General features: G+C 70.5%; 21 protein-coding genes and 2 tRNA genes. 7 read left to right on the top strand and 16 right to left on the bottom strand.

What is annotated here, in order from left to right; translation table 11 throughout:
• Positions 1-23: 23 nt before the first annotated feature.
• The gene (locus ICN82_RS06905; protein ID WP_193181125.1) at positions 24-1,130 is read right to left on the bottom strand and encodes a TRAP transporter substrate-binding protein; all 1,107 of its coding nucleotides are present in this window, start codon (positions 1,128-1,130) and stop codon (positions 24-26) included.
• Positions 1,131-1,322: 192 nt separating this feature from the next.
• Positions 1,323-1,697, bottom strand: coding sequence for a DUF2237 family protein (locus ICN82_RS06900; RefSeq protein WP_193181085.1), 375 nt, complete (start codon positions 1,695-1,697; stop codon positions 1,323-1,325).
• Between the two features lie 121 nt (positions 1,698-1,818).
• Between ICN82_RS06900 and deoC the strand changes: the two genes are divergently transcribed.
• The 3 genes from deoC to ICN82_RS06885 are packed head-to-tail and all read left to right on the top strand — an operon-like array spanning position 1,819 to position 5,388.
• Positions 1,819-2,811: a deoxyribose-phosphate aldolase gene (gene deoC, locus ICN82_RS06895; RefSeq protein ID WP_193181083.1), complete on the top strand. Its 993-nt coding sequence runs from the start codon at positions 1,819-1,821 to the stop codon at positions 2,809-2,811.
• Between the two features lie 4 nt (positions 2,812-2,815).
• Complete coding sequence (locus ICN82_RS06890) at positions 2,816-3,070, top strand: DUF1272 domain-containing protein (RefSeq protein ID WP_193181081.1); 255 nt, start codon at positions 2,816-2,818, stop codon at positions 3,068-3,070.
• The gene (locus tag ICN82_RS06885; protein WP_193181079.1) at positions 3,067-5,388 is read left to right on the top strand and encodes an aldehyde dehydrogenase family protein; all 2,322 of its coding nucleotides are present in this window, start codon (positions 3,067-3,069) and stop codon (positions 5,386-5,388) included. The genes ICN82_RS06890 and ICN82_RS06885 overlap by 4 nt, the downstream gene beginning before the upstream one ends.
• 6 nt (positions 5,389-5,394) lie before the next feature.
• Here ICN82_RS06885 and pth read toward each other — a convergent pair whose 3' ends face one another.
• On the bottom strand, positions 5,395-6,111 hold the full coding sequence (gene pth / locus ICN82_RS06880; protein WP_193181077.1) for an aminoacyl-tRNA hydrolase: 717 nt from the start codon (positions 6,109-6,111) through the stop codon (positions 5,395-5,397).
• A 72-nt stretch (positions 6,112-6,183) separates the two neighbouring features.
• On the opposite strand from pth, the gene ICN82_RS06875 reads away from it, so the two are divergent.
• Positions 6,184-6,495, top strand: a complete 312-nt coding sequence (locus ICN82_RS06875) for an antibiotic biosynthesis monooxygenase family protein (protein ID WP_193181075.1) — start codon at positions 6,184-6,186, stop codon at positions 6,493-6,495.
• 9 nt (positions 6,496-6,504) lie between these two features.
• Here ICN82_RS06875 and ICN82_RS06870 read toward each other — a convergent pair whose 3' ends face one another.
• The 3 genes from ICN82_RS06870 to ICN82_RS06860 are packed head-to-tail and all read right to left on the bottom strand — an operon-like array spanning position 6,505 to position 8,566.
• Positions 6,505-7,314, bottom strand: coding sequence for a metal ABC transporter permease (locus ICN82_RS06870; RefSeq protein ID WP_193181073.1), 810 nt, complete (start codon positions 7,312-7,314; stop codon positions 6,505-6,507).
• Positions 7,311-8,090, bottom strand: coding sequence for an ATP-binding cassette domain-containing protein (locus ICN82_RS06865; protein WP_193181071.1), 780 nt, complete (start codon positions 8,088-8,090; stop codon positions 7,311-7,313). The genes ICN82_RS06870 and ICN82_RS06865 overlap by 4 nt, the downstream gene beginning before the upstream one ends.
• On the bottom strand, positions 8,087-8,566 hold the full coding sequence (locus ICN82_RS06860) for a Fur family transcriptional regulator (protein ID WP_193181069.1): 480 nt from the start codon (positions 8,564-8,566) through the stop codon (positions 8,087-8,089). The genes ICN82_RS06865 and ICN82_RS06860 overlap by 4 nt, the downstream gene beginning before the upstream one ends.
• Before the next feature lie 80 nt (positions 8,567-8,646).
• Here ICN82_RS06860 and ICN82_RS06855 point away from each other — a divergent pair, with 80 nt between their 5' ends.
• Together ICN82_RS06855 and ICN82_RS06850 are read left to right on the top strand one after the other, a co-directional pair.
• Entirely contained in the window at positions 8,647-9,624 is a 978-nt protein-coding gene (locus ICN82_RS06855; RefSeq protein ID WP_193181068.1) for a zinc ABC transporter substrate-binding protein, read from the top strand.
• Positions 9,621-10,280, top strand: a complete 660-nt coding sequence (locus tag ICN82_RS06850; protein WP_193181058.1) for a DUF1007 family protein — start codon at positions 9,621-9,623, stop codon at positions 10,278-10,280. Before ICN82_RS06855 ends, ICN82_RS06850 begins: the two co-directional genes overlap by 4 nt.
• Positions 10,281-10,296: 16 nt before the next feature.
• Here the strand turns inward: ICN82_RS06850 and trpA are convergent, their stop codons facing one another.
• The 9 genes from trpA to recF form a co-directional block, all read right to left on the bottom strand.
• Complete coding sequence (gene trpA, locus ICN82_RS06845; RefSeq protein ID WP_193181056.1) at positions 10,297-11,088, bottom strand: tryptophan synthase subunit alpha; 792 nt, start codon at positions 11,086-11,088, stop codon at positions 10,297-10,299.
• 115 nt (positions 11,089-11,203) lie between these two features.
• On the bottom strand, positions 11,204-12,172 hold the full coding sequence (locus ICN82_RS06840) for a precorrin-2 dehydrogenase/sirohydrochlorin ferrochelatase family protein (RefSeq protein WP_193181054.1): 969 nt from the start codon (positions 12,170-12,172) through the stop codon (positions 11,204-11,206).
• 96 nt (positions 12,173-12,268) lie between these two features.
• Positions 12,269-12,343, bottom strand: a tRNA-Gly gene (locus tag ICN82_RS06835).
• Positions 12,344-12,365: 22 nt separating this feature from the next.
• A tRNA-Gly gene (locus tag ICN82_RS06830) sits at positions 12,366-12,440 on the bottom strand.
• Positions 12,441-12,545: 105 nt separating this feature from the next.
• Complete coding sequence (locus ICN82_RS06825; RefSeq protein ID WP_330998973.1) at positions 12,546-13,709, bottom strand: MFS transporter; 1,164 nt, start codon at positions 13,707-13,709, stop codon at positions 12,546-12,548.
• A 296-nt stretch (positions 13,710-14,005) separates the two neighbouring features.
• Positions 14,006-16,423: a DNA topoisomerase (ATP-hydrolyzing) subunit B gene (gene gyrB / locus ICN82_RS06820; protein WP_193181052.1), complete on the bottom strand. Its 2,418-nt coding sequence runs from the start codon at positions 16,421-16,423 to the stop codon at positions 14,006-14,008.
• A gap of 83 nt (positions 16,424-16,506) precedes the next feature.
• A complete protein-coding gene (locus ICN82_RS06815) occupies positions 16,507-17,127 on the bottom strand; it encodes a LysE family translocator (RefSeq protein WP_193181050.1) in 621 nt (206 codons plus the stop codon).
• Entirely contained in the window at positions 17,124-17,549 is a 426-nt protein-coding gene (locus ICN82_RS06810) for a VOC family protein (protein WP_193181048.1), read from the bottom strand. The genes ICN82_RS06815 and ICN82_RS06810 overlap by 4 nt, the downstream gene beginning before the upstream one ends.
• The gene (gene recF / locus ICN82_RS06805) at positions 17,546-18,652 is read right to left on the bottom strand and encodes a DNA replication/repair protein RecF (protein ID WP_193181046.1); all 1,107 of its coding nucleotides are present in this window, start codon (positions 18,650-18,652) and stop codon (positions 17,546-17,548) included. The genes ICN82_RS06810 and recF overlap by 4 nt, the downstream gene beginning before the upstream one ends.
• Before the next feature lie 140 nt (positions 18,653-18,792).
• Between recF and ICN82_RS06800 the strand changes: the two genes are divergently transcribed.
• Positions 18,793-19,077, top strand: a complete 285-nt coding sequence (locus tag ICN82_RS06800; RefSeq protein ID WP_193181044.1) for a hypothetical protein — start codon at positions 18,793-18,795, stop codon at positions 19,075-19,077.
• Positions 19,078-19,120: 43 nt separating this feature from the next.
• Here the strand turns inward: ICN82_RS06800 and upp are convergent, their stop codons facing one another.
• Positions 19,121-19,753: a uracil phosphoribosyltransferase gene (gene upp / locus ICN82_RS06795; RefSeq protein ID WP_193181042.1), complete on the bottom strand. Its 633-nt coding sequence runs from the start codon at positions 19,751-19,753 to the stop codon at positions 19,121-19,123.
• Positions 19,754-19,767: the final 14 nt, after the last annotated feature.

The following is a 19,767-nucleotide window of genomic DNA, read 5'->3' as shown; positions in this document are numbered from 1 at the left end:
TCCGGGCGGGCACCGTGGCAGGCTCAGCCGAGTTTCAGCTTGCCGGGGAAGTGATGTTCGTAGGCAAGCGCATAATCGGGCGAGGCCATCAGCTCGAAATAGGCGACCTGTTCGACCCAGGCGCGCTGGCTGTCGAGGACGCGTTTCATGAACTCGTCCTTCTCCAGCTCGGGGATCAGCGTGTCCCAGGCGGCCAGCTGCGCGTCGAGGATCTCCTTGGGCGTGCGGTGCACCGTCACCCCGGCCTCGTTCTGCAGCCATTGCAGGTCGGCCGAGTAGCGGCGCATCGACTTGGCCGTGTTGGCGGTGGAGGCCGCTTCGACGGCATGGATCACGATGGCGCGCAGATCCGGGTCGAGATCCTCCATGAACATGCGAGAGAACAGGAACTCGAAACATTCCGAGGCCTGGTGGTAGGAGCTGAGATAGTACTGCTTGGCGACGTCCTGCGCGCCGAAATCCTTGTCCGAACTGGGGTTGTTGAACTCGAAGGCGTCGATCACCCCGCGTTCCATCGCCGGGACGATCTCGCCGCCGGGCAGCTGCGCCACGGACATGCCCATCGCCTGCATCAGGTCGGCGGCCAGCCCGACGGTGCGGTATTTCAGCCCCTGGATGTCGTCGGTGGAATTGACCTCGGTCTTGAACCAGCCCAGCGGCTGGGCGAACATCGGGCTGCCCAGATAGCCGTCGATGTCCAGCCCCATGATGTCCTGGATCAGCTCGTCGTAGAATTCCTTGCCGCCGCCTTCATGGAACCAGCTCAGGAGCGTCGTGGCCGACCCGCCGAAGACCGGGCCCGTGCCGAAGAGCGAGGCGGCCTTGTTCTTGCCGTACCAGTAGGCGGGCACCGAATGGGCCGCGTCGATGACCCCGTCATTGACCCCGTCGAGCACCTGGAAGGCCGCGACCACCGCGCCCGCGGGCAGAAGGTCGATCTGCAGCCGCCCGCCCGACATGGCCATCACGCGGTCGGTATAGTCCTTGGCGAATTCCTGCCAGATGTTGGAGGCCGACCACGAGGTCTGCATCTTCATCACCAGCGGAGCCTGGGCCAGCACCGCCGGGGCGGCCAGCGTGCCCGCCCCGCCGGCAAGCGCACCGGTCCGCAGGAATTTCCTGCGATTCATCTTGTCCGACAATTTTTCCTCCCTTGGCCGCGCGGGGCGGCCCTGTCTTCGCTTTGGCGTTTTGCGGTGTTCTCCCGTCGCGGTCCTCCGACGCGACGGTTCCCGTCCCGCTAGAATTGAGGAAAACCTGAATGGGTCAAGAGGGCAAAACGGAAAACCCGGCGAATCCGGCGATGGCAGGCGGGCGGCGCCTTAATTTGCTGCTGCGTAAAGTTCGAGAACCTCGAGAGGGACGACCTCAAGGGCGCGGCGATGAGTGGCGGCCAGGTTCACCCGCGGCGCGACGCCTTCCTCATGGGCCTGCAGGAAGCGCCGCGCGCAAAGGCACCAGCGATCGCCGGGGCCCAGGCCCGAAAACCCGAATTCGGGGCGCGGCGTCGAGAGGTCATTGCCGAAATAGCGCGAATAGGCCAGGAATTCCGCGGTCATCACGACGCAGACGGTATGGCTGCCCTCGTCCCGGGGACCGGTATCGCAGCAGCCGTTGCGGAAGAAACCGGTCAGGGGCTGCATCGAGCAGGGCTCCAGCTGCCCGCCCAGCACGTTTTCCGAAGGGTAGATGGTCATCGCCGCGCCTCCTGTGTCGCGGCCATCATACGCCCGGCCCCGGCCGCGGGAAGCCCCCGCTTGCCCCTGCCTGCGTGCCGTGCCACCGTCACCGGCGAGACGTCCGCCGCGGAGAGAAGCGATGACCAGCCATGCCAAGCCGTCCGGGACCGCGATCCCGTCCTCCGCCGCCCATGCCCGCAACCCGGGCATGACGCTGGATCTGGACCGGGTGGCCGGGGCCTCTGCCAACAGCGCCGCCATTGCCCGGCGCGCCGCGCAGATCCCGGCGCGGCGGTCTCTGAAGGGCGCGCATCAGGCCGCCTGGCTGGCCCGGGCGGTGACGCTGATCGACCTGACGACGCTTTCGGGGGATGACACGCCCGGGCGGGTGCGCCGCCTCTGCGCCAAGGCCCGCCAGCCGGTGCGGGCCGACCTCCTGGCGGCGCTGGACCTGCCCGCAATCACCACCGGCGCGGTCTGCGTCTATCACGAGATGATCGCCCCGGCGGTGGAGGCGCTGGCGGGGACCGGCATCCCGGTGGCGGCCGTCTCCACCGGCTTTCCCGCCGGGCTGTCGCCCTTCGATCTGCGGCTGAAGGAAATCGAGGCCTCGGTCGCGGCCGGCGCGGCGGAGATCGACATCGTGATTTCCCGCCGCCACGTGCTGACCGGGAACTGGCAGGCGCTGTATGACGAGACGCGCGCCATGCGCGCCGCCTGCGGCCCCGCCCATATGAAGGCGATCCTGGCCACCGGCGAGCTCGGCACGCTGCGCAACGTGGCGCGCGCCTCCTGGGTGGCGATGATGGCGGGGGCGGATTTCATCAAGACCTCCACCGGCAAGGAGGGGGTGAACGCCACGCTGCCGGTCAGCCTGGTGATGGTGCGCGCGATCCGCGCCTATCGCGACCTGACCGGGTTCAAGGTCGGCTACAAGCCCGCGGGCGGCATATCCAAGGCGAAGGACGCGCTGAGCTACATGGCGCTGATGAAGGACGAGCTGGGCGATGACTGGCTGCGCCCGGACCTGTTCCGCTTCGGCGCCTCCTCGCTGCTGGGCGATATCGAGCGGCAACTGGAACATCACGTGACCGGCGCCTATTCCGCCTCCTGGCGCCATGCGATGGGATAGCACCATGCTGATATTGAAGCCGAATTGCGAATGCTGCGACCGCGACCTGACCCCGGACAGCCCCGAGGCGCGGATCTGCAGCTATGAATGCACCTTCTGCGCCGATTGCGTGGAGACCCGGCTGCAGGGGGTCTGCCCCAATTGCGGCGGCGGCTTCGCTCCCCGGCCGGTCCGTCCGCCGCATATGCTGGCGCGCCATCCCGCCTCGACCCTTCGCCACCACGCGCCCGCAGGCTGCGGGCAGGAGACCGCCAGATGACCGTCCGGGAGATTTTCGAGACCATGGAATACGGCCCCGCCCCCGAGAGCGCAGAGGCTGCGCTGGCCTGGCTCGATGCGCATGGCCGCCGCTTCGCCCCTGCGGGGGCCGAGGTCTTCGAGACCCGCAATCCCGCGACCGGCGATCTGCTGGCCGAGGTGGCGCAGGGCAGCGCCGCGGATGTCGATGCCGCGGTGGCGGCGGCGCGCGCGGCCTTTCCGGCCTGGGCGGCGATGCCGGGACACCGCCGGGCGCGCATCCTCTATGCGATGGCGCGGCTGCTGCAGAAACATGCCCGCACGCTGGCCGTTCTGGAGACGCTGGATACCGGCAAGCCGATCCGCGAATCCCGCGATGCCGACCTGCCGCTGGCGGCGCGGCATTTCTACTATCACGCCGGGATGGCGCAGCTGATGGCCGAGGAGCTGCCCGACCGGCAGGCGATCGGCGTCTGCGGGCAGATCATCCCGTGGAACTTCCCGCTGCTGATGCTGGCCTGGAAGGTCGCGCCCGCCCTGGCGATGGGCAACACGGTGGTGCTGAAACCTGCCGAATGGACGCCGCTGACGGCGCTGTATTTCGCGCAGATCGCCGCCGAGGCGGGGCTGCCCGAGGGGGTGCTGACCATCCTGACCGGCGACGGCACGACCGGCGCGGCGCTGGCGGCGCATCCGGGCGTGGACAAGGTGGCCTTCACCGGCTCCACCGAGGTGGGGCGCGCGATCCGCAGGGCGACGGCGGGGCAGGGCAAGGCGCTGACGCTGGAACTGGGCGGCAAGTCGGCCTTCATCCTGGCCGAGGATGCCGACCTGGACAGCGCGATCGAGGGGCTGGTCGAGTCCATCTGGTTCAATGGCGGTCAGGTCTGCTGCGCGGGGTCGCGGCTGATCGTGCAGGAAGGCATCGCCGGGGAGGTGCATGACCGGCTGCGCGCGCGCATGGCGACGCTGCGCGTGGGCGACCCGCTGGACAAGTCAATTGACCTGGGGTCGCTGGCCGATCCCGCCCATCACGCGCGCGTCGCCGCGATGATCGCGGGCACGGCGGGCGAGGTCTTTGCCCCGCCCTGCGTGCTGCCCGAAGGCGGGGCCCATATGGCGCCGGTGCTGATCTCCGGGCTGGAGCCCGCCGATCCGCTGATGCAGCAGGAGATTTTCGGTCCGGTCCTGGTCTCCACCACCTATCGCACCCCCGCCGAGGCGGTGGCGATCGCCAATGCCACGCGCTACGGGCTGGCCGCCTCGGTCTGGAGCGAGAGCCTGGGCGCGGCGCTGGACATGGCGGCCGGTCTGGAGGCCGGGGTGATCTGGGTGAACGGCGCCAACATGTTCGACGCGGCGGCGGGGTTCGGCGGGCTGCGCGAGAGCGGGTTCGGACGCGAGGGCGGCTGGGAAGGGCTGCGCGCCTATACGAGGCCGAAGCAGGAGGCCCCGGCTCTGGCGGCCGGGGCGCCGGTCGCCAAGCCGCAGGCGGCGCGCGCCCCGGACCTGGACCGCACGGCGAAATTCCGCATCGGCGGCAAGCAGGCGCGCCCGGATGGCGGCCAGAGCCGCGCGGTCTGGGCCACGGATGGCAGGCTCCTCGGCCATGCCGGGATCGGCAGCCGCAAGGATATCCGCAATGCCGTGGAGGCGGCCCGGGCGGCGCGTCCCGGCTGGGAGAAGGCGGGCGGGGCACTCAGGGCGCAGGTCCTGTATTTCCTGGCCGAGAACCTCTCGGCGCGGGCCGGGGAATTTGCCGCCGGGCTGGTGGCGCAGACCGGCGCCCCGGCGGCGGAGGCCGCGGCGGAGGTCGAGGCGGCGCTGGAGCGGCTGTTCACCTGGGCCGCCTGGGCGGACAAGCAGGATGGCGCGGTCAAGCCGGTTCCGGGCAAGGTCGTGGCGGCGATGCTGCACCGGCCCGCGGGGGTGATCGGCATGGCCCTGCCCGAGGCGCCGGTTCTGCTGGGACTGGTCTCGGTGCTGGCCCCGGCCCTGGCGACGGGCAATGCCTGCGTCGTGCTGGCGGCGGAGAGCGCTCCGCTGATCGCCGCCGAATTCGGCCAGGTGCTGGACACGTCGGACGTGCCGGGCGGGGTGGTCAACATGATCTCGGGCGACCCGGCGGTGCTGATGCCCGAGATGGCGCGCCATGCCGATCTGGAGGCGGTCTGGTGTTTCTGCGGGCAGGACCTGTCCGGCCCGGTCGAGGAGGGCGCGGCGGGCAATCTCAAGCGCAGCTGGTGCCCGCGCGGCATGGACTGGAGCCGCGCGAATGCCGCGGAATTCCTGGCGGCGGCGACCGAGACGCGGACGCTGTGGCTGCCCTACGGTGCCTGAGGCGGCTCAGCGGAACCGGTCGGCCAGTTTCTGCAGGGCGCTGCGGGCATCCTCGGGCTCCGGCGCGGGTTCGGGGGGCGGGGCCGCCTTCTGCGGGGCCTTTCCCGCGGCCGCAGCCTTGCCCGGCTTCGCCCCGGCGCCCGATCCCGAGCGCGGCGGCGCGGTGCGCAGGGCGACGGCATTCATGAATTTCGCCGCATCTCCGCGCGCCAGGGCGGCCGCCCCGTCCGAGCAGCCGCGCAGCAGGTCGTCGAGCCAGTCCTGTTCCGCCTTGGCGAAATCCGCCAGCACATAGGCCGAGACCTTGTCCTTGTGGCCGGGATGGCCGATGCCCAGACGGATGCGGTCGTAATCCGCGCCGATATGCTGGTGGATGGAGCGCAGCCCGTTATGCCCGGCATGGCCTCCGCCCGTCTTGGCGCGGGCCTTGCCCGGTGCGAGGTCCAGCTCGTCATGGAAGACCACGATATCCCCGGGGGCGATCTTGTAGAACCGCGCGGCCTCGCCCACCGCCTGGCCGGAGAGGTTCATGAAGGTCTGGGGCTTGAGCAGGATGACCTTCTCGCCGTCCAGGCTCAGTTCCGCCGTCTCGGCCTGGAATTTCGACCGCCAGGGGGCGGCGCCGTGATCGGCGGCGATCCGGTCGATCACCATGAAGCCGATATTGTGGCGGTTGCCCGCGTATTTTGCCCCGGGATTGCCCAGTCCGACGAAGAGACGCATGGGATTGCTCCTGCTTGACCTGCGCCGTCTTCATGCCCTGATACGATGCGGAAGACCAGAAGGAGACAGGCGATGTATCTGACCATGAACCGCTTCAAGGTGAAGCTCGGCCAGGAGGAAGCGTTCGAGACCGTTTGGCGGACCCGCAACAGCAAGCTCGCGGAAGTGCCGGGATTCGTCGAATTCCATCTGATGAAGGGGCCGGAGAAGGAGGATCACCGGCTTTATGCGTCGCACACGATGTGGGAAAGCGAGGCGGCCTTCCGCGACTGGACCAGTTCCGAGGCGTTCCGTGCCGCCCATGCCGGGGCGCGGTCCTCGGGCGATATCTACCTGGGGCCGCCGGAACTGGAGCTGTTCGATTCGATCCAGTCGATCGCCTGAACCGGCCGGTCAGTCCCGTCGCGCCCGGCGCCGCAGCGCCGCGAGGCTGACCGAAAACGCGAAGATCCCCGCCGCGGTGGCCACCACGGTCGGCCCGGCGGGGGTATCGGCCAGATAGGACAGGCGCAGCCCGCCAAGCGCGGCCGCTGCGCCGAGCCCGGCGGCCAGCATCGCCATGGTTTCCGGCGTGCGCGAGAAGGGCCGCGCGGCGGCGGCCGGGATCAGCAGGAGCGCGGTGATCAGCAAGGCCCCCACCACCTTGATTGCCACGGCGACCGCAAGGGCCAGCGCAAAGGTCAGCACCCGCTCTTCCCGGCCCGGGTCGATCCCCCCGGCGCGGGCCAGGTCGGCATTCAGCGTCGCCGTCAGCAGCCGCGACCAGCGCCAGCCCAGAAGCCCCAGGATCAGCGCCGCGCCGCCCCAGATCACCGCCAGGTCCGCCCGTCCCACTGCCAGGATGTCGCCGAAGAGATAGGAGGACAGGTCGATCCGGATGCCCGGGATCAGCGAGACCGCGACCAGCCCCAGCGCCAGGGCCGAATGCGCCGCCACGCCCAGGATGGTGTCGCTGCCATGGCCGCGCCCGGTCAGGCCGCTGACCAGCGTCGCCATCAGCAGGCAGCAAAGCAGGACGCCGCCGAAGATCGGCAGGTCAACCGCCAGGGCCAGCGCGACGCCCAGGATCGCGGCATGGGAGGTGGCATCGCCGAAATAGGCCATGCGGCGCCAGATCACGAAACAGCCCAGCGGCGCGGCGGCCAGCGCCACGCCCAGCCCGGCCAGGGCGGCGCGGATCAGGAAATTGTCCAGCAGGCTCATCCGGGGGTGCGCTCCGTCCCCGCGCGGGGGTGGTCATGGCCGGGCCCGCCCGCATGGGCGCAATCCGGGTCGTGGCGATGGTCGTGGTCGTGCCGGTAGAGCGCCAGCGCCCCGCCGGTGCCCGTGCCGAAGAGCGCGCGGTATTCCGGCGCCGAGGAGACATGTTCCGGCGTGCCGTGACAGCAGACATGGCCGTTGAGGCAGATCACCCGGTCCGAGGCCGCCATCACCACATGCAGTTCGTGGCTGACCATCAGCACCGCGCATCCGGTCTCGTCGCGGATCGTCTCGATCTGGCGGTAGAAGGCGGCGGAACCGGGCTGGTCCAGGCCCTGGGTGGCCTCGTCGAGGATCAGCAGCTCGGGCCGGGCCAGAAGCGCGCGGGCCAGCATCACCCGCTGGAACTGGCCGCCGGACAGCTCGGACATCTGCCGCTCCAGCAGCGCGCCCGCCCCGGCCTGTTCCAGCGCGGCGCGGGTGGACGCGGCGCCGATCCGCACCGGCAGGGACAGGAACCGCCCCACGGTCAGCGGCAGCGTGGTATCGACATGCAGCTTCTGCGGAACATAGCCGATGCGCAATCCGGGACGGCGCCGGATCCGCCCGGCGGCGGAGGGGATCGCGCCGATCACGCTGCGCATCAGGGTGGTCTTGCCCGATCCGTTCGGCCCCACAAGGGTGACGATCTCGCCCGGATCGATGCGGAAATCGATCCGGCTGAGCACGGGGCGCCCGTCCAGCCGCACATCCAGGCCTTCGATCTCGACCAGGCTCACGACGCGCTCTCGAGGCAGGCGGGGCACAGGCCCTCGGCCTCCACCGCCGCGCGTTCGACCGAGAAACCCAGGCCCTTCGCCGCCTCGGCCAGGGCGCGGCGCGGCAGCGTGCTGTCGGTTTCCGCGACGCGGCTGCAGTTGCGGCAGATCAGGAAGGCCGGCGTGTGGTCGTCCCCCGCATGGGTGCAGGCGACGAAGGCGTTCAGCCGCTCGATCCGGTGGGCGAAGCCGTTGGCGGTCAGGAAGTCCAGCGCGCGATAGGCCACGGGGGGCTGCGACCCCAGCCCCTCCTCGCGCAGCCGGTCGAGGATCTCGTAGGCGCCCATCGCACGGTGGCGTTCCAGCAGGATCTCCAGCACGCGGCGGCGCACCGGCGTCAGTTTCAGACCGGCCTCGCGGCACTGGCGCACGGCTTCCTCGACGCCTTGCGAGATGCAGGCGCCATGGTCGTGGGGCGTGAAGCTGGTTTCGGTCATCGGGCGCCTCTGCGCTTTTCGGGGTTGATAAGTTATAGTATTCACCATAGCAAGGGGTCTCCATGTTACAAGGTAACACTATGCGGATGATTTCAAAGATGCTCGCGGCGGGGATTCTGGCCGGGGCGGCAACGACGGCACGCGCGGAGATCCCCCATGTGGTGACGGATATCCCGCCCGTTCATGGACTGGTGGCGCGGGTGATGCAGGGGCTGGGCACGCCGGATCTGGTGATCCCGCCGGGCAGTTCTCCCCATGGCTATGCGCTGCGCCCCTCCGAGGCGGCGGGACTGGCGCGGGCGGGTCTGGTGGTCTGGGTCGGGGAGTCCCTGACGCCGTGGCTGGAACAGCCGCTGGACCGGCTGGCGGGCGATGCCGCGCATCTGGAGCTGATGGCCGTGCCCGGCACGCATCTGCTGGAGTTCCGCGAGGGCGCCACCTTCGAGCCGCATTCGCATGAGGGGGAAGGCGGCCACGACCACGACCACGATCATGCCCATGACGATCACGACCATGATCACGCGGAGCACGATCATCACCACGAGGGCGCCGATCCGCATGCCTGGCTCGATCCGCAGAACGGGGCGCTGTGGCTCGATGCGATCGCGGCGGAGCTGTCCCGGCTGGACCCGGAGCACGCGGCCGAATACGCGGCCAATGCAGCCGCCGGCCGGGAAGAGATCGCGACGGCAGCCGCAGAGGCGCAGGCGCGGCTGACCCCGGTGCAGGGACGGCCCTTCGTCGTCTTCCATGACGCCTATCATTATTTCGAGGCGGCGTTCGGGCTCGAGGCTGCGGGCGCGATCTCGATGGGGGATGCCTCCGACCCCGGCCCGGCGCGGGTCGAGGAAGTGCGCGACCTGGTCCGGGAGACCGGCGCGGTCTGCGCCTTCTCGGAACCGGAATTCAGCGACAGACTGGTCGATACCGTGATCGAGGGCAGTGCGGCCAACAAGGCCCATCTGGACCCGCTGGGCGCCGATCTGGAGACGGGACCGGGATTCTACCCGGCGCTGATCGGATCGCTTGCCGCCGCGATGGCCGGATGCCTGGGGTGAGGCTGCGCGCCCTGATCGCGGCTGCTGCCGTCGCCGGTTTCCCGGCGGCGGCTTTCGCGCATCCGCATGCCTTCATCGATGCGTCGCTGCGGCTGGAAACCGACGGGGCGGGGCGGCTGCTGGCGGTGGCGGTGGACTGGCGCTATGGCCGGGCCGACAGCCATTACATCCTGGATGCGCGCGGCTATTTCGACGATGGCAAGATCACCGGGGCGGAATTGCGCGCGCTGGTGCGCGACGAGATCGACTGGAGCGTCGTGCCCGGCGACCTGAGCGTGATGCAGGGCGGGACGGCCCTGCCGCTGGGGCCGCTGGTCTCGCCCTCGGTGGTCTACGAGGGCGAGGTCCTGACCTTCACCCATCGCCGCGTGCTGTCGGCGCCCGCCGCGCCGGAGGCGGGTCCGGTTGAGGTGAAGGTCTATGACCCGGAATTCTACACGGCCTATTCGCTGGACGAGGCCGCGCTGGCCGCCCCCGACCCGGCCTGCCGCCTGCGGGTGGAGCCGGCCGACCTGGAGGAGGCCGGGCGCCGGCTGGGCGAGGCCCTGGATGCGATGAATCTCAGCGCGGATCCGCAGGATGCGGGGCCCGGCGACCCCTTTCCGGAAGTCGGGGCCTTCTTCGCCGATGCGGTGATCCTCGACTGTCGCCCCTAGCGCGCCGCCGGGGCCGTCAGGCGCTGTGCGCCCCCTGCGCGAGCGTGCGGACGAAGGCCAGGATATCGGCGACCGGGCGCTGATCCTCGCAGAGCTTGACGATGGCGCTGCCGACGACGGCGCCATCCGCGACGGAGGCGATGTCGCGCGCGGTCTCGGGGCTGCGGATGCCGAACCCGACGATGACCGGCAGATCGGTCGCCGCCTTGATCCGGGCAACCTCGGGGCCGACATCGCCGGCCACCGCCGCGGCGGCGCCGGTGATGCCGGTGACCGAGACGTAATAGACGAAGCCCGAGGTGTTCTGCAGCACCCGGGGCAGGCGCGTTGCATCGGTGGTGGGCGTGGCGAGGCGGATGAAGTTCAGCCCGGCCGCCTGTGCGGGCAGGCACAGTTCGGCGTCTTCCTCGGGCGGCAGGTCGACGACGATGAGCCCGTCGATCCCGGCCGCCTTCGCTTCTTCCAGGAAGCGGGGCACGCCGCGCGAATAGATCGGGTTGTAGTAGCCCATCAGCACGATCGGCGTGACCGCATCGGTTTCGCGGAACCGGCGGACCAGTTCCAGCGTGCGCGCCAGGGTCATGCCGCCTTCGAGTGCGCGCTGCCCGGCCAGCTGGATGGTGGGGCCGTCGGCCATCGGATCGGTGAAGGGCAGACCCAGCTCGATGATGTCGACCCCTGCGGCGGGCAGGCCGCGGACCAGGTCGAGCGAGGCGTCGAAATCCGGGTCTCCTGCCATGACATAGCCGACAAAGGCTTTTTTTCCTTCAGCTTTCAGCCGTGCGAAAGTGTCGTCGATCCGTGTCATGCTGGTCTCCCGTCCGTCCCGGAGGGTTTGGCCTATCGCCGCGGCGCTGGCAAGGGGAACCCGACCGGGGGGCCGCGGGTCGGGGCCCGCGGCGGGACGGCGAGAGGGGGCGGCGTCAGGGCGTGACGCCCCTGAGGCGCTCGGTCTCGGCAGCGCCGGCGGCGGCTTCCAGCGGCGCGGTATCCGTGCCGGGGCCATGCAGCACCGCCACCCGCGCGCCGGCGGCCAGCGCCTCCGCGACCAGGGCGGCCGGATCCGCGGGCGCCAGCGCGCCGTCCAGCGCCATGCGATCCGCATCGCGGCGCGCCAGTTCCAGCGGCGCCGTGCCGGTGGCGGTGTCATGCAGGATGAGGTCCGCCTCCTGCAGGCGCTGCACGGCCTGCAGGGTCAGGTGGTCGCGGTCGGGCGTGGTGGGGATCAGGCTGAGCAGCCCGGCCGTGCGCTGCCCGGGCGGGCCGCCCGCGGCGATGGCCTCCTTGATCAGCCGCACCGCCTCGCGTTCGGCCCCGGCGGCATGGCGCTGGCGCGGCGCGCCGGTGAAGACCCAGCGCCAGAAGGCGCGGCGCCGGTCGCGGGGGACATGGCGGGCGACCTGGCCGCGCAGCCGCCCCGAAAGCGCCACCAGATCGCCCAGCCGCGGTTCCAGCATCTCCTCGACGCGGGTCTTGATCTGCCGGGCCAGGACCGGCGCCGCGCCTTCCGAGCCGATCGCCACGACCAGGGGGTCGCGATCGACGATGGAGGGCGTGTAGGCATCGCAGAGCCCCGGCTGGTCGACCACATTGACCAGCGCGCCGCCGGCCTTGGCCAGCCCGTGCAGCGCCGCGTCGCATCCCGGGCAGCCGGTGCCGATGAAGGTGATCGCCGCCCCGGCGCAGGCCCGCGCCGTGGGCGGCGCGCGGTCATGGGCCACGCGGCCCCGGGCCACGAGGTCCTGGAGTTCCTCGTCGATCTGCGGGGCCTGCACGACGATCCGCGCCTCGGTCTTGAGCAGAAGGCGGCATTTCTGGGCGGCCTGTTCGCCGCCGCCGAGGATCAGGACGGTGCGTCCGCCGACCTGGAGGAACATCGGAAAGGTCTGCATCATGTCTCCCGCGCGTTTGACCGAGACATAGCGCGGCCGCGCCCCGGGTGGAACGGTCGCCATCGCATGGGGCATCTGTCCGGATGGGGGAGTTACTGGAGCGGGCGAAGGGATTCGAACCCTCGACCCCAACCTTGGCAAGGTTGTGCTCTACCCCTGAGCTACACCCGCATCCTGTAACATCGCTTCTCTCTGGAGCGGGCGAAGGGATTCGAACCCTCGACCCCAACCTTGGCAAGGTTGTGCTCTACCCCTGAGCTACACCCGCATCCGGAGAAGTGAGGGGCTTCTATCCAGCGGCGCCGTGGGCTGCAAGCGGAAAGTTGCGATTTTTTCCTGCCATCCCGCGAACGTCGGGGAAAGCGCGGCAAACTCAGCCCGTCCTGCCCGGGGAACGGGCGGCGGTGGCGAGGGACGGGGCCAGGAGGGCGGCGGCCAGCGCGGCCAGCGCCACCAGGAGGAAGGCCGCGCGCAGCGAGAGGAGGTCGGCGATCAGCCCGATCAGCGGCGGCCCCATCAGCACCGAACCGTAGCCCAGCGTCGCGACGCCGGCGATGGCCTGGCCGGGCGGGATGTCGGGATCGGCGGCGGCGCGGCTGAAACACAGCGGGTAGAGCGGGGCATAGCCGAGCCCCATCAGCGCGAATCCGGCCAGCGCGACGGGCCAGGGGGCGGGCAGCAGCAGAAGCGCGAGCCCCGCCGACGCGACCAGCGCGCCTGCGCGCGCCACCCTGGCGGGCCCGGCGATGCGCGCCAGCCGGTCGGTGCAGAGCCGCATGGCCAGCATCGCGGCGGCAAACAGGGCATAGCCCAGGGTCGCCTGCGATTCGCCGGCCCCCGCCACGGCCGAGAGGAAGATCGCGCTCCAATCCGCGGTTCCGCCCTCGCCGAGGCCGGAGGCCAGCCCGATCATGCCGACCGGCACGAGTGCGCCGCGCGGCAGGGCGAAGACCGGGGCGCCGCCGCCCGGCCCCTCGCGGCGCGCGGAGGTCCAGGGCTGGAGCAGGAAAGGACACAGGAGCACCAGGCCGACCAGCGCGGCGAGGGTGAAATGCAGCGCCACCCCGGCACCCAGGGAGGTGGCGGCAAAGCCCAGCCCGGCACCTGCTCCCGCGCCGAGGCTCCACATCGCGTGGAATCCGGACATGACCGGGCGGCCGATCCGGCGTTCGACCTCGGCGCCCCAGCTGTTCATCGCCACATCCATCGCGCCATGGGTGATGCCGAAGAAGAACAGCGCCAGCGCCAGGCCCGGGGTCCCCGGAGCAACCGCCAGGAAGGGCAGCGCCGCAAGATAGGCCAGGGCCAGTCCGCGGGTCAGGGTGACTGCGCCGATCCGGTCCGATACCCGCCCGGCAGGGCCGAAAGAGGCCAGCGCCCCCAGCCCCATGAACAGCAGCATCAGCCCCAGTTCGGCCTCGCCGAGGCCGCGGGCCTCCTTCACGGCGGGCACGCGCGCCGCCCAGCTGCCCAGAAGCATGCCGTTCAGCGCGAAGGCCGCGGCGACGCCGCGCCAGGGGGTCAGCAAGGATATCACGGGTCCGCCTCCGGATCGGTCTCGCCGCCTGTCTGTCGCAGCCGGGCGGCGGTGTCACGCGGATTGGGCGCGGGCAGGCTGCGACGCGCGGACCCGGCCGGGGCCGCGCGCCACTGCGCCCTCGTGATCCCGAAGGGTCAGGCCATGCCTTGCGGCGCGGCGGGCTTCTGTCTCGGTCGATGGGGAAATGCACATCCGCCGGGACGGGCAGGCAAGGCGCGTTCGCCATTCAGGGGCGGACCGGCGCGCGCCGCGGGGATCTCTCGCGAAACCCCGTGCGCGCGCCCGCAGGGCGGTCAGAAGTCCAGGTTTTCCACGCTCAGGGCGTTGGACTGGATGAACTCGCGGCGCGGCTCGACCACGTCGCCCATCAGCTTGGTGAACAGGTCATCCGCCTCGGCCAGGTCCTCGACCCGCACCTGCAGCAGGGTGCGCGCCTCCGGGTCGAGCGTGGTTTCCCACAGCTGATCGGGGTTCATTTCGCCCAGGCCCTTGTAGCGCTGCAGCGTCAGCCCGCGCTCGCCCTCGGCGAGGATGGCGTGCAGCAGGTCCAGCGGCCCGTAGATCGCGATCCCCTTGTCGCGGCGCAGCAAGGTTGCCGGCCGGGCGTAATTGTCCTGCAGGGCGTGGGTGTGGCTGCCCAGCCGCCGGGCCTCGCCCGAGCGCAGCACCGGCCCGTCCAGCGTGCGGACCTCCTCGACGCCGCGCAGCAGCCGGGCCAGCCGGATGCCGTGATCCTGGGTCGGCCGCCCCTGCCAGCCCCGTTCGTATTCCACCGCGATCAGGTCCAGCCGCGCGGCCACCGTGTCGGACAGGGCCTGCAGGTCGCCATCGGCCATGCCGGGCAGGAAGGCCCCGGCAATCGCCGCCTGTTCCAGGATGTGCGACGGGTAATGGGTCGGGAAGGCCTGCAGGATGCGGCGCACCTGCCTTGCCTCGTCGACCACCCGGGCCAGGTCCTGGCCGGTGATCTCCTCGCCCGATCCCAGCCGCAGCGTGGCGCCCTCCACGCCCTGCGCGATCAGGTAGTCATCCAGCGCGCCCTGGTCCTTGAGGTAGACTTCGGATTTGCCGCGCGCGACCTTGTAGAGAGGCGGCTGGGCGATATACAGGTACCCGCCCTCGATGATCTCGGGCATCTGCCGGAAGAAGAAGGTCAGCAGCAGCGTGCGGATATGCGCGCCGTCCACATCGGCATCGGTCATGATGACGATCTTGTGGTAGCGCAGCTTGTCGATGTCGAATTCGTCCCGTCCGATCCCGGTGCCGAGCGCGGTGATCAGCGTGCCGATCTCCTGGCTGGACAGCATCCGGTCGAACCGCGCGCGTTCCACGTTCAGGATCTTGCCGCGCAGCGGCAGGACGGCCTGGTTGGCACGGGCGCGGCCCTGCTTGGCCGAGCCGCCGGCCGAGTCGCCCTCGACCAGGAACAGTTCGCGCAGATGCGGATCGCGCGCCTGGCAATCGGCCAGCTTGCCGGGCAGCGATGCCACGTCCAGCGCCGATTTCTTGCGGGTCAGTTCGCGGGCCTTGCGGGCCGCCTCGCGGGCCAGCGCCGCCTCGATGATCTTGCCGACGATGGTGCGCGCCTCGGCGGGATGTTCGTCGAACCACTGGGTCAGGCGTTCGTTCATCAGCCCCTCGACCGCGGGGCGGACCTCGGAGGAGACCAGCTTGTCCTTGGTCTGGCTGGAGAATTTCGGGTCCGGCACCTTCACCGACAGGACGCAGGTCAGGCCCTCGCGGGCATCGTCGCCGGAGAAGGTCACCTTCTCCTTCTTCGCCAGTCCCGAGGAGTTGGCATAGAGGTTCAGCGTCCGGGTCAGCGCGCCGCGGAACCCCGCCATATGGGTGCCGCCGTCGCGCTGGGGAATGTTGTTGGTGAAGGGCAGGACGGTCTCGTGATAGCCGTCATTCCACCACATCGCGACCTCTACGGTGATGCCGTCGCGTTCGCCGGTGACGAAGATCGGATCGGTGATCAGCGGGGTTTTCGAGCGGTCGAGATAGCGGACGAATTCGCGCACGCCGCCATCGTAGTACAATTCGCTTTCCAGCGGCTCCGCCGGGCGTTCGTCCCGCAGGATGATGCGCACGCCGGAATTGAGGAAGGCCAGTTCCCGCAGGCGGTTTTCCAGCGTCTTGAAGCTGTAGTCGAGATTGGAGAAGGTCGCGGTGGAGGCGAGGAAGCGCACCTCGGTGCCCTTCTCGCCGGGGGTGTCGCCGGTGACGCGCAGGTGTTCCACGGTCTCGCCGATCTCGAACCTGGCGAAGTGTTCCTTGCCGTCGCGCCAGATGCGCAGTTCCAGCCAGTCCGACAGCGCGTTGACCACCGAGACGCCGACGCCGTGCAGGCCGCCCGACACCTTGTAGCTGTTCTGGTCGAATTTCCCGCCCGCATGGAGCTGGGTCATGATGACTTCGGCGGCGGAGACACCTTCCTCCTCGTGGATGCCGACCGGGATGCCGCGGCCGTTGTCGCGCACGGACACGGAACTGTCGGCATGGATCGTCACGGTCACGCGGTCGGCATGGCCCGCCAGCGCCTCGTCGATGCCGTTGTCGACGACCTCGTAGACCATGTGATGCAGGCCGGAACCGTCATCGGTGTCACCGATATACATGCCGGGGCGTTTGCGCACGGCTTCCAACCCCTTGAGAACCTTGATCGATTCCGCACCGTATTCGGAGGGGGTCTGCACGTCGTCTGCCATTCACGCGGGTCCTTCTCAATTCTGCCATCTTATACGAAGCGGGCGCGCAAATGTCACGCATCCGGGGCATTTTTTCCGGCGTCTCAGGTGAAGGGAATCACGCAGCCGACAAGGATCAGCAGCCCGCCGGCGATCCGGTTCATCCGCGCCAGCGCGTGGCCGGAGGCGAGGACCGGGCGCATCCGGTGGACGAAGCCCGCGAGGATCAGGTTGCCGACCAGCGGCACCGCCGCCGACAGGGCCGTGATCGCGGCGATGTCCCGGGGCGTGACGGCCGCGAGGTCGAAGAAGCCGGGCAGCACGCCCATGTAGAACAGGATGGCCTTGGGATTGCCGAGGATCACCGCGACCCCGGCGGCGAAGCCCGCCCACCTGCCGGGCCGGGTCAGGCGGCTGTCCCGGCCGATGCGGCGCCCGGCATGGCGGATCAGGCCGATCCCCATGATCCAGAAGATCGCCGCCGCCCCCCAGCGCAGCATCGACATGAAGGCGCCATAGGCCGAGACGATCCAGCTGACGCCGAGAATGGCCAGCAGCGGCCACAGGATGTCGCCGATCACCACGCCGAGCGCCAGCGGCCAGGCCGAGGCGAAGCCCCCCGAGAGCGCCCGCGCCAGGAGCGCCACCCAGACCGGCCCGGGCGTCATGAACAGGACGAACAGCGCGCCCGCATAAAGCGCGAGGTCGGTCGCGGAGGCGGTCATGCCGGCAGGGTCAGCGTGCCGTCATCCTCCAGCGGCCAGAACGGGTTCATGGCGACTTCCCAGACATGCCCGTCGGGATCGGCCCAATAGCCGGAATACCCGCCCCAGAAGACCTTCTCCGGCGCCTTCAGCGGCGTGGCCCCGGCCTTCAGCGCCTGCTCATAGGCGGCATCCACCTCGGCCCCGGTCGCGAAGTTCTGTGCCAGCGTCATCGCCCCGGTCCCCAGCGCCGCCCCCGCGCGGCCCTGGTCCGCGGCCAGGTCCGCCCGGCCGAACAGGGCCAGCGCCAGGCCGTTCAGCTGGTAGAAGGCGACGCCTTCCTGTTCCTGCGCCGGTGCCCATCCGAGCGCGGCATAGAAGGCCCGGGCGCGGGCAAGGTCGGCCACCCCCAGGGTGATCAGCGTCACGCGTTGCGGCGTCATGGCATTTCCTCCAGGATGCTGGTCCCGCCGCTGTCGCCGATGCGGAACCTCTGGGCCTCGATTTCCCCGGGAGGAAACAGCTCCGCCCCGGTGCCGGTCATCCAGGCCTGGGCGCCCAGCTGCTGCACCTCGGCATAAAGCGCTGCGCGGCGGTCGCTGTCCAGATGCGCCGCCACCTCGTCGAGAAGCAGCAGCGGCGGCGCGCCGGTCTCCTCGGCCAGGGCGCGGGCATTGGCCAGGATCAGCGACAGAAGCAGCGCCTTCTGCTCGCCGGTGGAGCTTTGCGCGGCGGTCACGCCCTTGGCGGCATAGACCGCCAGCAGGTCGGCCCGGTGCGGCCCGGTCAGGCTGCGCCCGGCGCGCATGTCCCGCCCGCGCCCGTCGCGCAGCGCCGCGCGCAGGTCGCAGGCCCGTTCGGGGCAGGGGGCGTCGGCGGGGTCGGCGATCGACAGCGCGGCCTTCGGGAATGCCGCGTCTCCCTCGCGCTGTGCCGCATCCAGCCGGGCGGCGGTGCGGGCGCGCGCGGCGATGATCGCGGCGCCCGAGTCGGCCATCTGCGCCTCCAGCGCCTCGTACCAGTGGGGATCGCGCATCTCGTCCTTCAAGAGCCGGTTGCGGTCGCGCATCGCCTTCTCATAGGCCAGCACCGCCTCGGCATGGCCCGGCTCGAAGCTCAGCACGGTGCGGTCGAGGAACCGCCGCCGTCCCTCGGCGGCCTCGGTCCACAGCCGGTCCATGGCCGGGATCAGCCAGACCAGCCGGACGATCCGCCCCAGCGCGGTCTGGGTCGCCGCCTTGCCGTCGATGCGGACCTGGCGGGACTGGCCGGGCTCGGCCCAGGTCTCGATCTCGTGCGCGCCGGCCGGTCCCGCCACTCCGGCACGGATCTTCCAGCCGAGCGCCTCGGGGCGGCGGATCAGCTCTTCCGTCGCCGCGCGGCGCAGCCCGCGCCCGGGCGACAGCAGCGAGACCGCCTCCACCAGATTGGTCTTGCCCGCCCCGTTGGCCCCGAACAGCGCCACCGGCCGCCCGTCCAGCACGAGGGCCGCGCGGCGGTGGGAGCGGAAATGCGAGAGGCGCAGCGAGGTGACGCGAAGGGGCATGGGCGGGGCCTAGACGCTTTTCGGGGCCGGGTGAAGCGCGCAGGCTGCGGTTTCGCGCCGCTGCCCCGCGCGCCGGGACGGGGATATGGAAATTCCGCGCGGGCTGTCCTATCTTTGGGGAAACCTCAGGAGACTGCCGAATGCCCCTGGCCCTGCCGCTTTCCCCCATCTTCTGGACCCTGTTCCGCTATGCGCTGATCGCCGGTCTCGCCGCCGCCGCGGCCCGCCGCGCCGATCCGGTGCCGCGCGACCAGCGGGTCGAGGACGTGCTGGACACCCTGGAGGAGGGGGTCGCGATGCGCCGCGACGAGGATACGACGCGCCTGGCCGCGAAGGTCGGCCGGACGCTGCGCCTGGGGCCGGGCGGCCCGGGGCTGCGCATGGAATTCGCGGGGCTCGGACGGCTGAAGCTGCACCGGCTGTGACCGGGGGGTCCCGGCTCGGGGCCGGGACGGGACGGCGCGGGGTCTAGCGCGTGCCGAACATCCGGTCGCCGGCATCGCCCAGCCCGGGGCGGATATAGCCGTGATCGTCGAGCCGGTCATCGATGGAGGCGGTGAAGATCGGCACGTCTGGATGTTCGCGGCTGAGCGTCTCGATCCCCTCGGGCGCCGCCAGCAGGCAGAGGAATTTCAGGTTCCGCGCGCCCACTTCCTTCAGCCGGGTCAGCGCGGCGGAGGCGGAATTGGCGGTGGCCAGCATCGGGTCGACCACGATCACCAGCCGGTCCTCGATATCGGAGGGCACCTTGAGATAGTATTCGACCGCCACCAGCGTCTCGGGGTCGCGATAGAGCCCGATATGGCCGACGCGCGCCTGCGGCACCAGGTCGAGCACCCCGTCCAGAAGCCCGTTGCCCGCCCGCAGGATCGAGACCAGGACCAGTTTCTTGCCCTCGATCTGGGGGGCCGTCATCGGCTCCATCGGGGTTTCGATCCGGGTCTGTTCCAGCGGCAGGTCGCGCATGACCTCATAGGCCAGCAGATGCGCGATCTCGCGCAGCAGGCGGCGGAAATCGGCGGTGGGCGTGTCCTTGACGCGCATCTGGGTCAGCTTGTGCTGCACCAGCGGGTGGTCGACGACGGTGACGTGTTCGCTCATTCGGGGGCCTTTCG

The sequence above is a fragment of the Mangrovicoccus algicola genome (genome assembly GCF_014903745.1).
Lineage (GTDB): Bacteria > Pseudomonadota > Alphaproteobacteria > Rhodobacterales > Rhodobacteraceae > Mangrovicoccus > Mangrovicoccus algicola.
The sequence above is the reverse complement of the archived record's forward strand: the minus strand, read 5'-3'. Positions and strand labels throughout refer to the sequence as shown.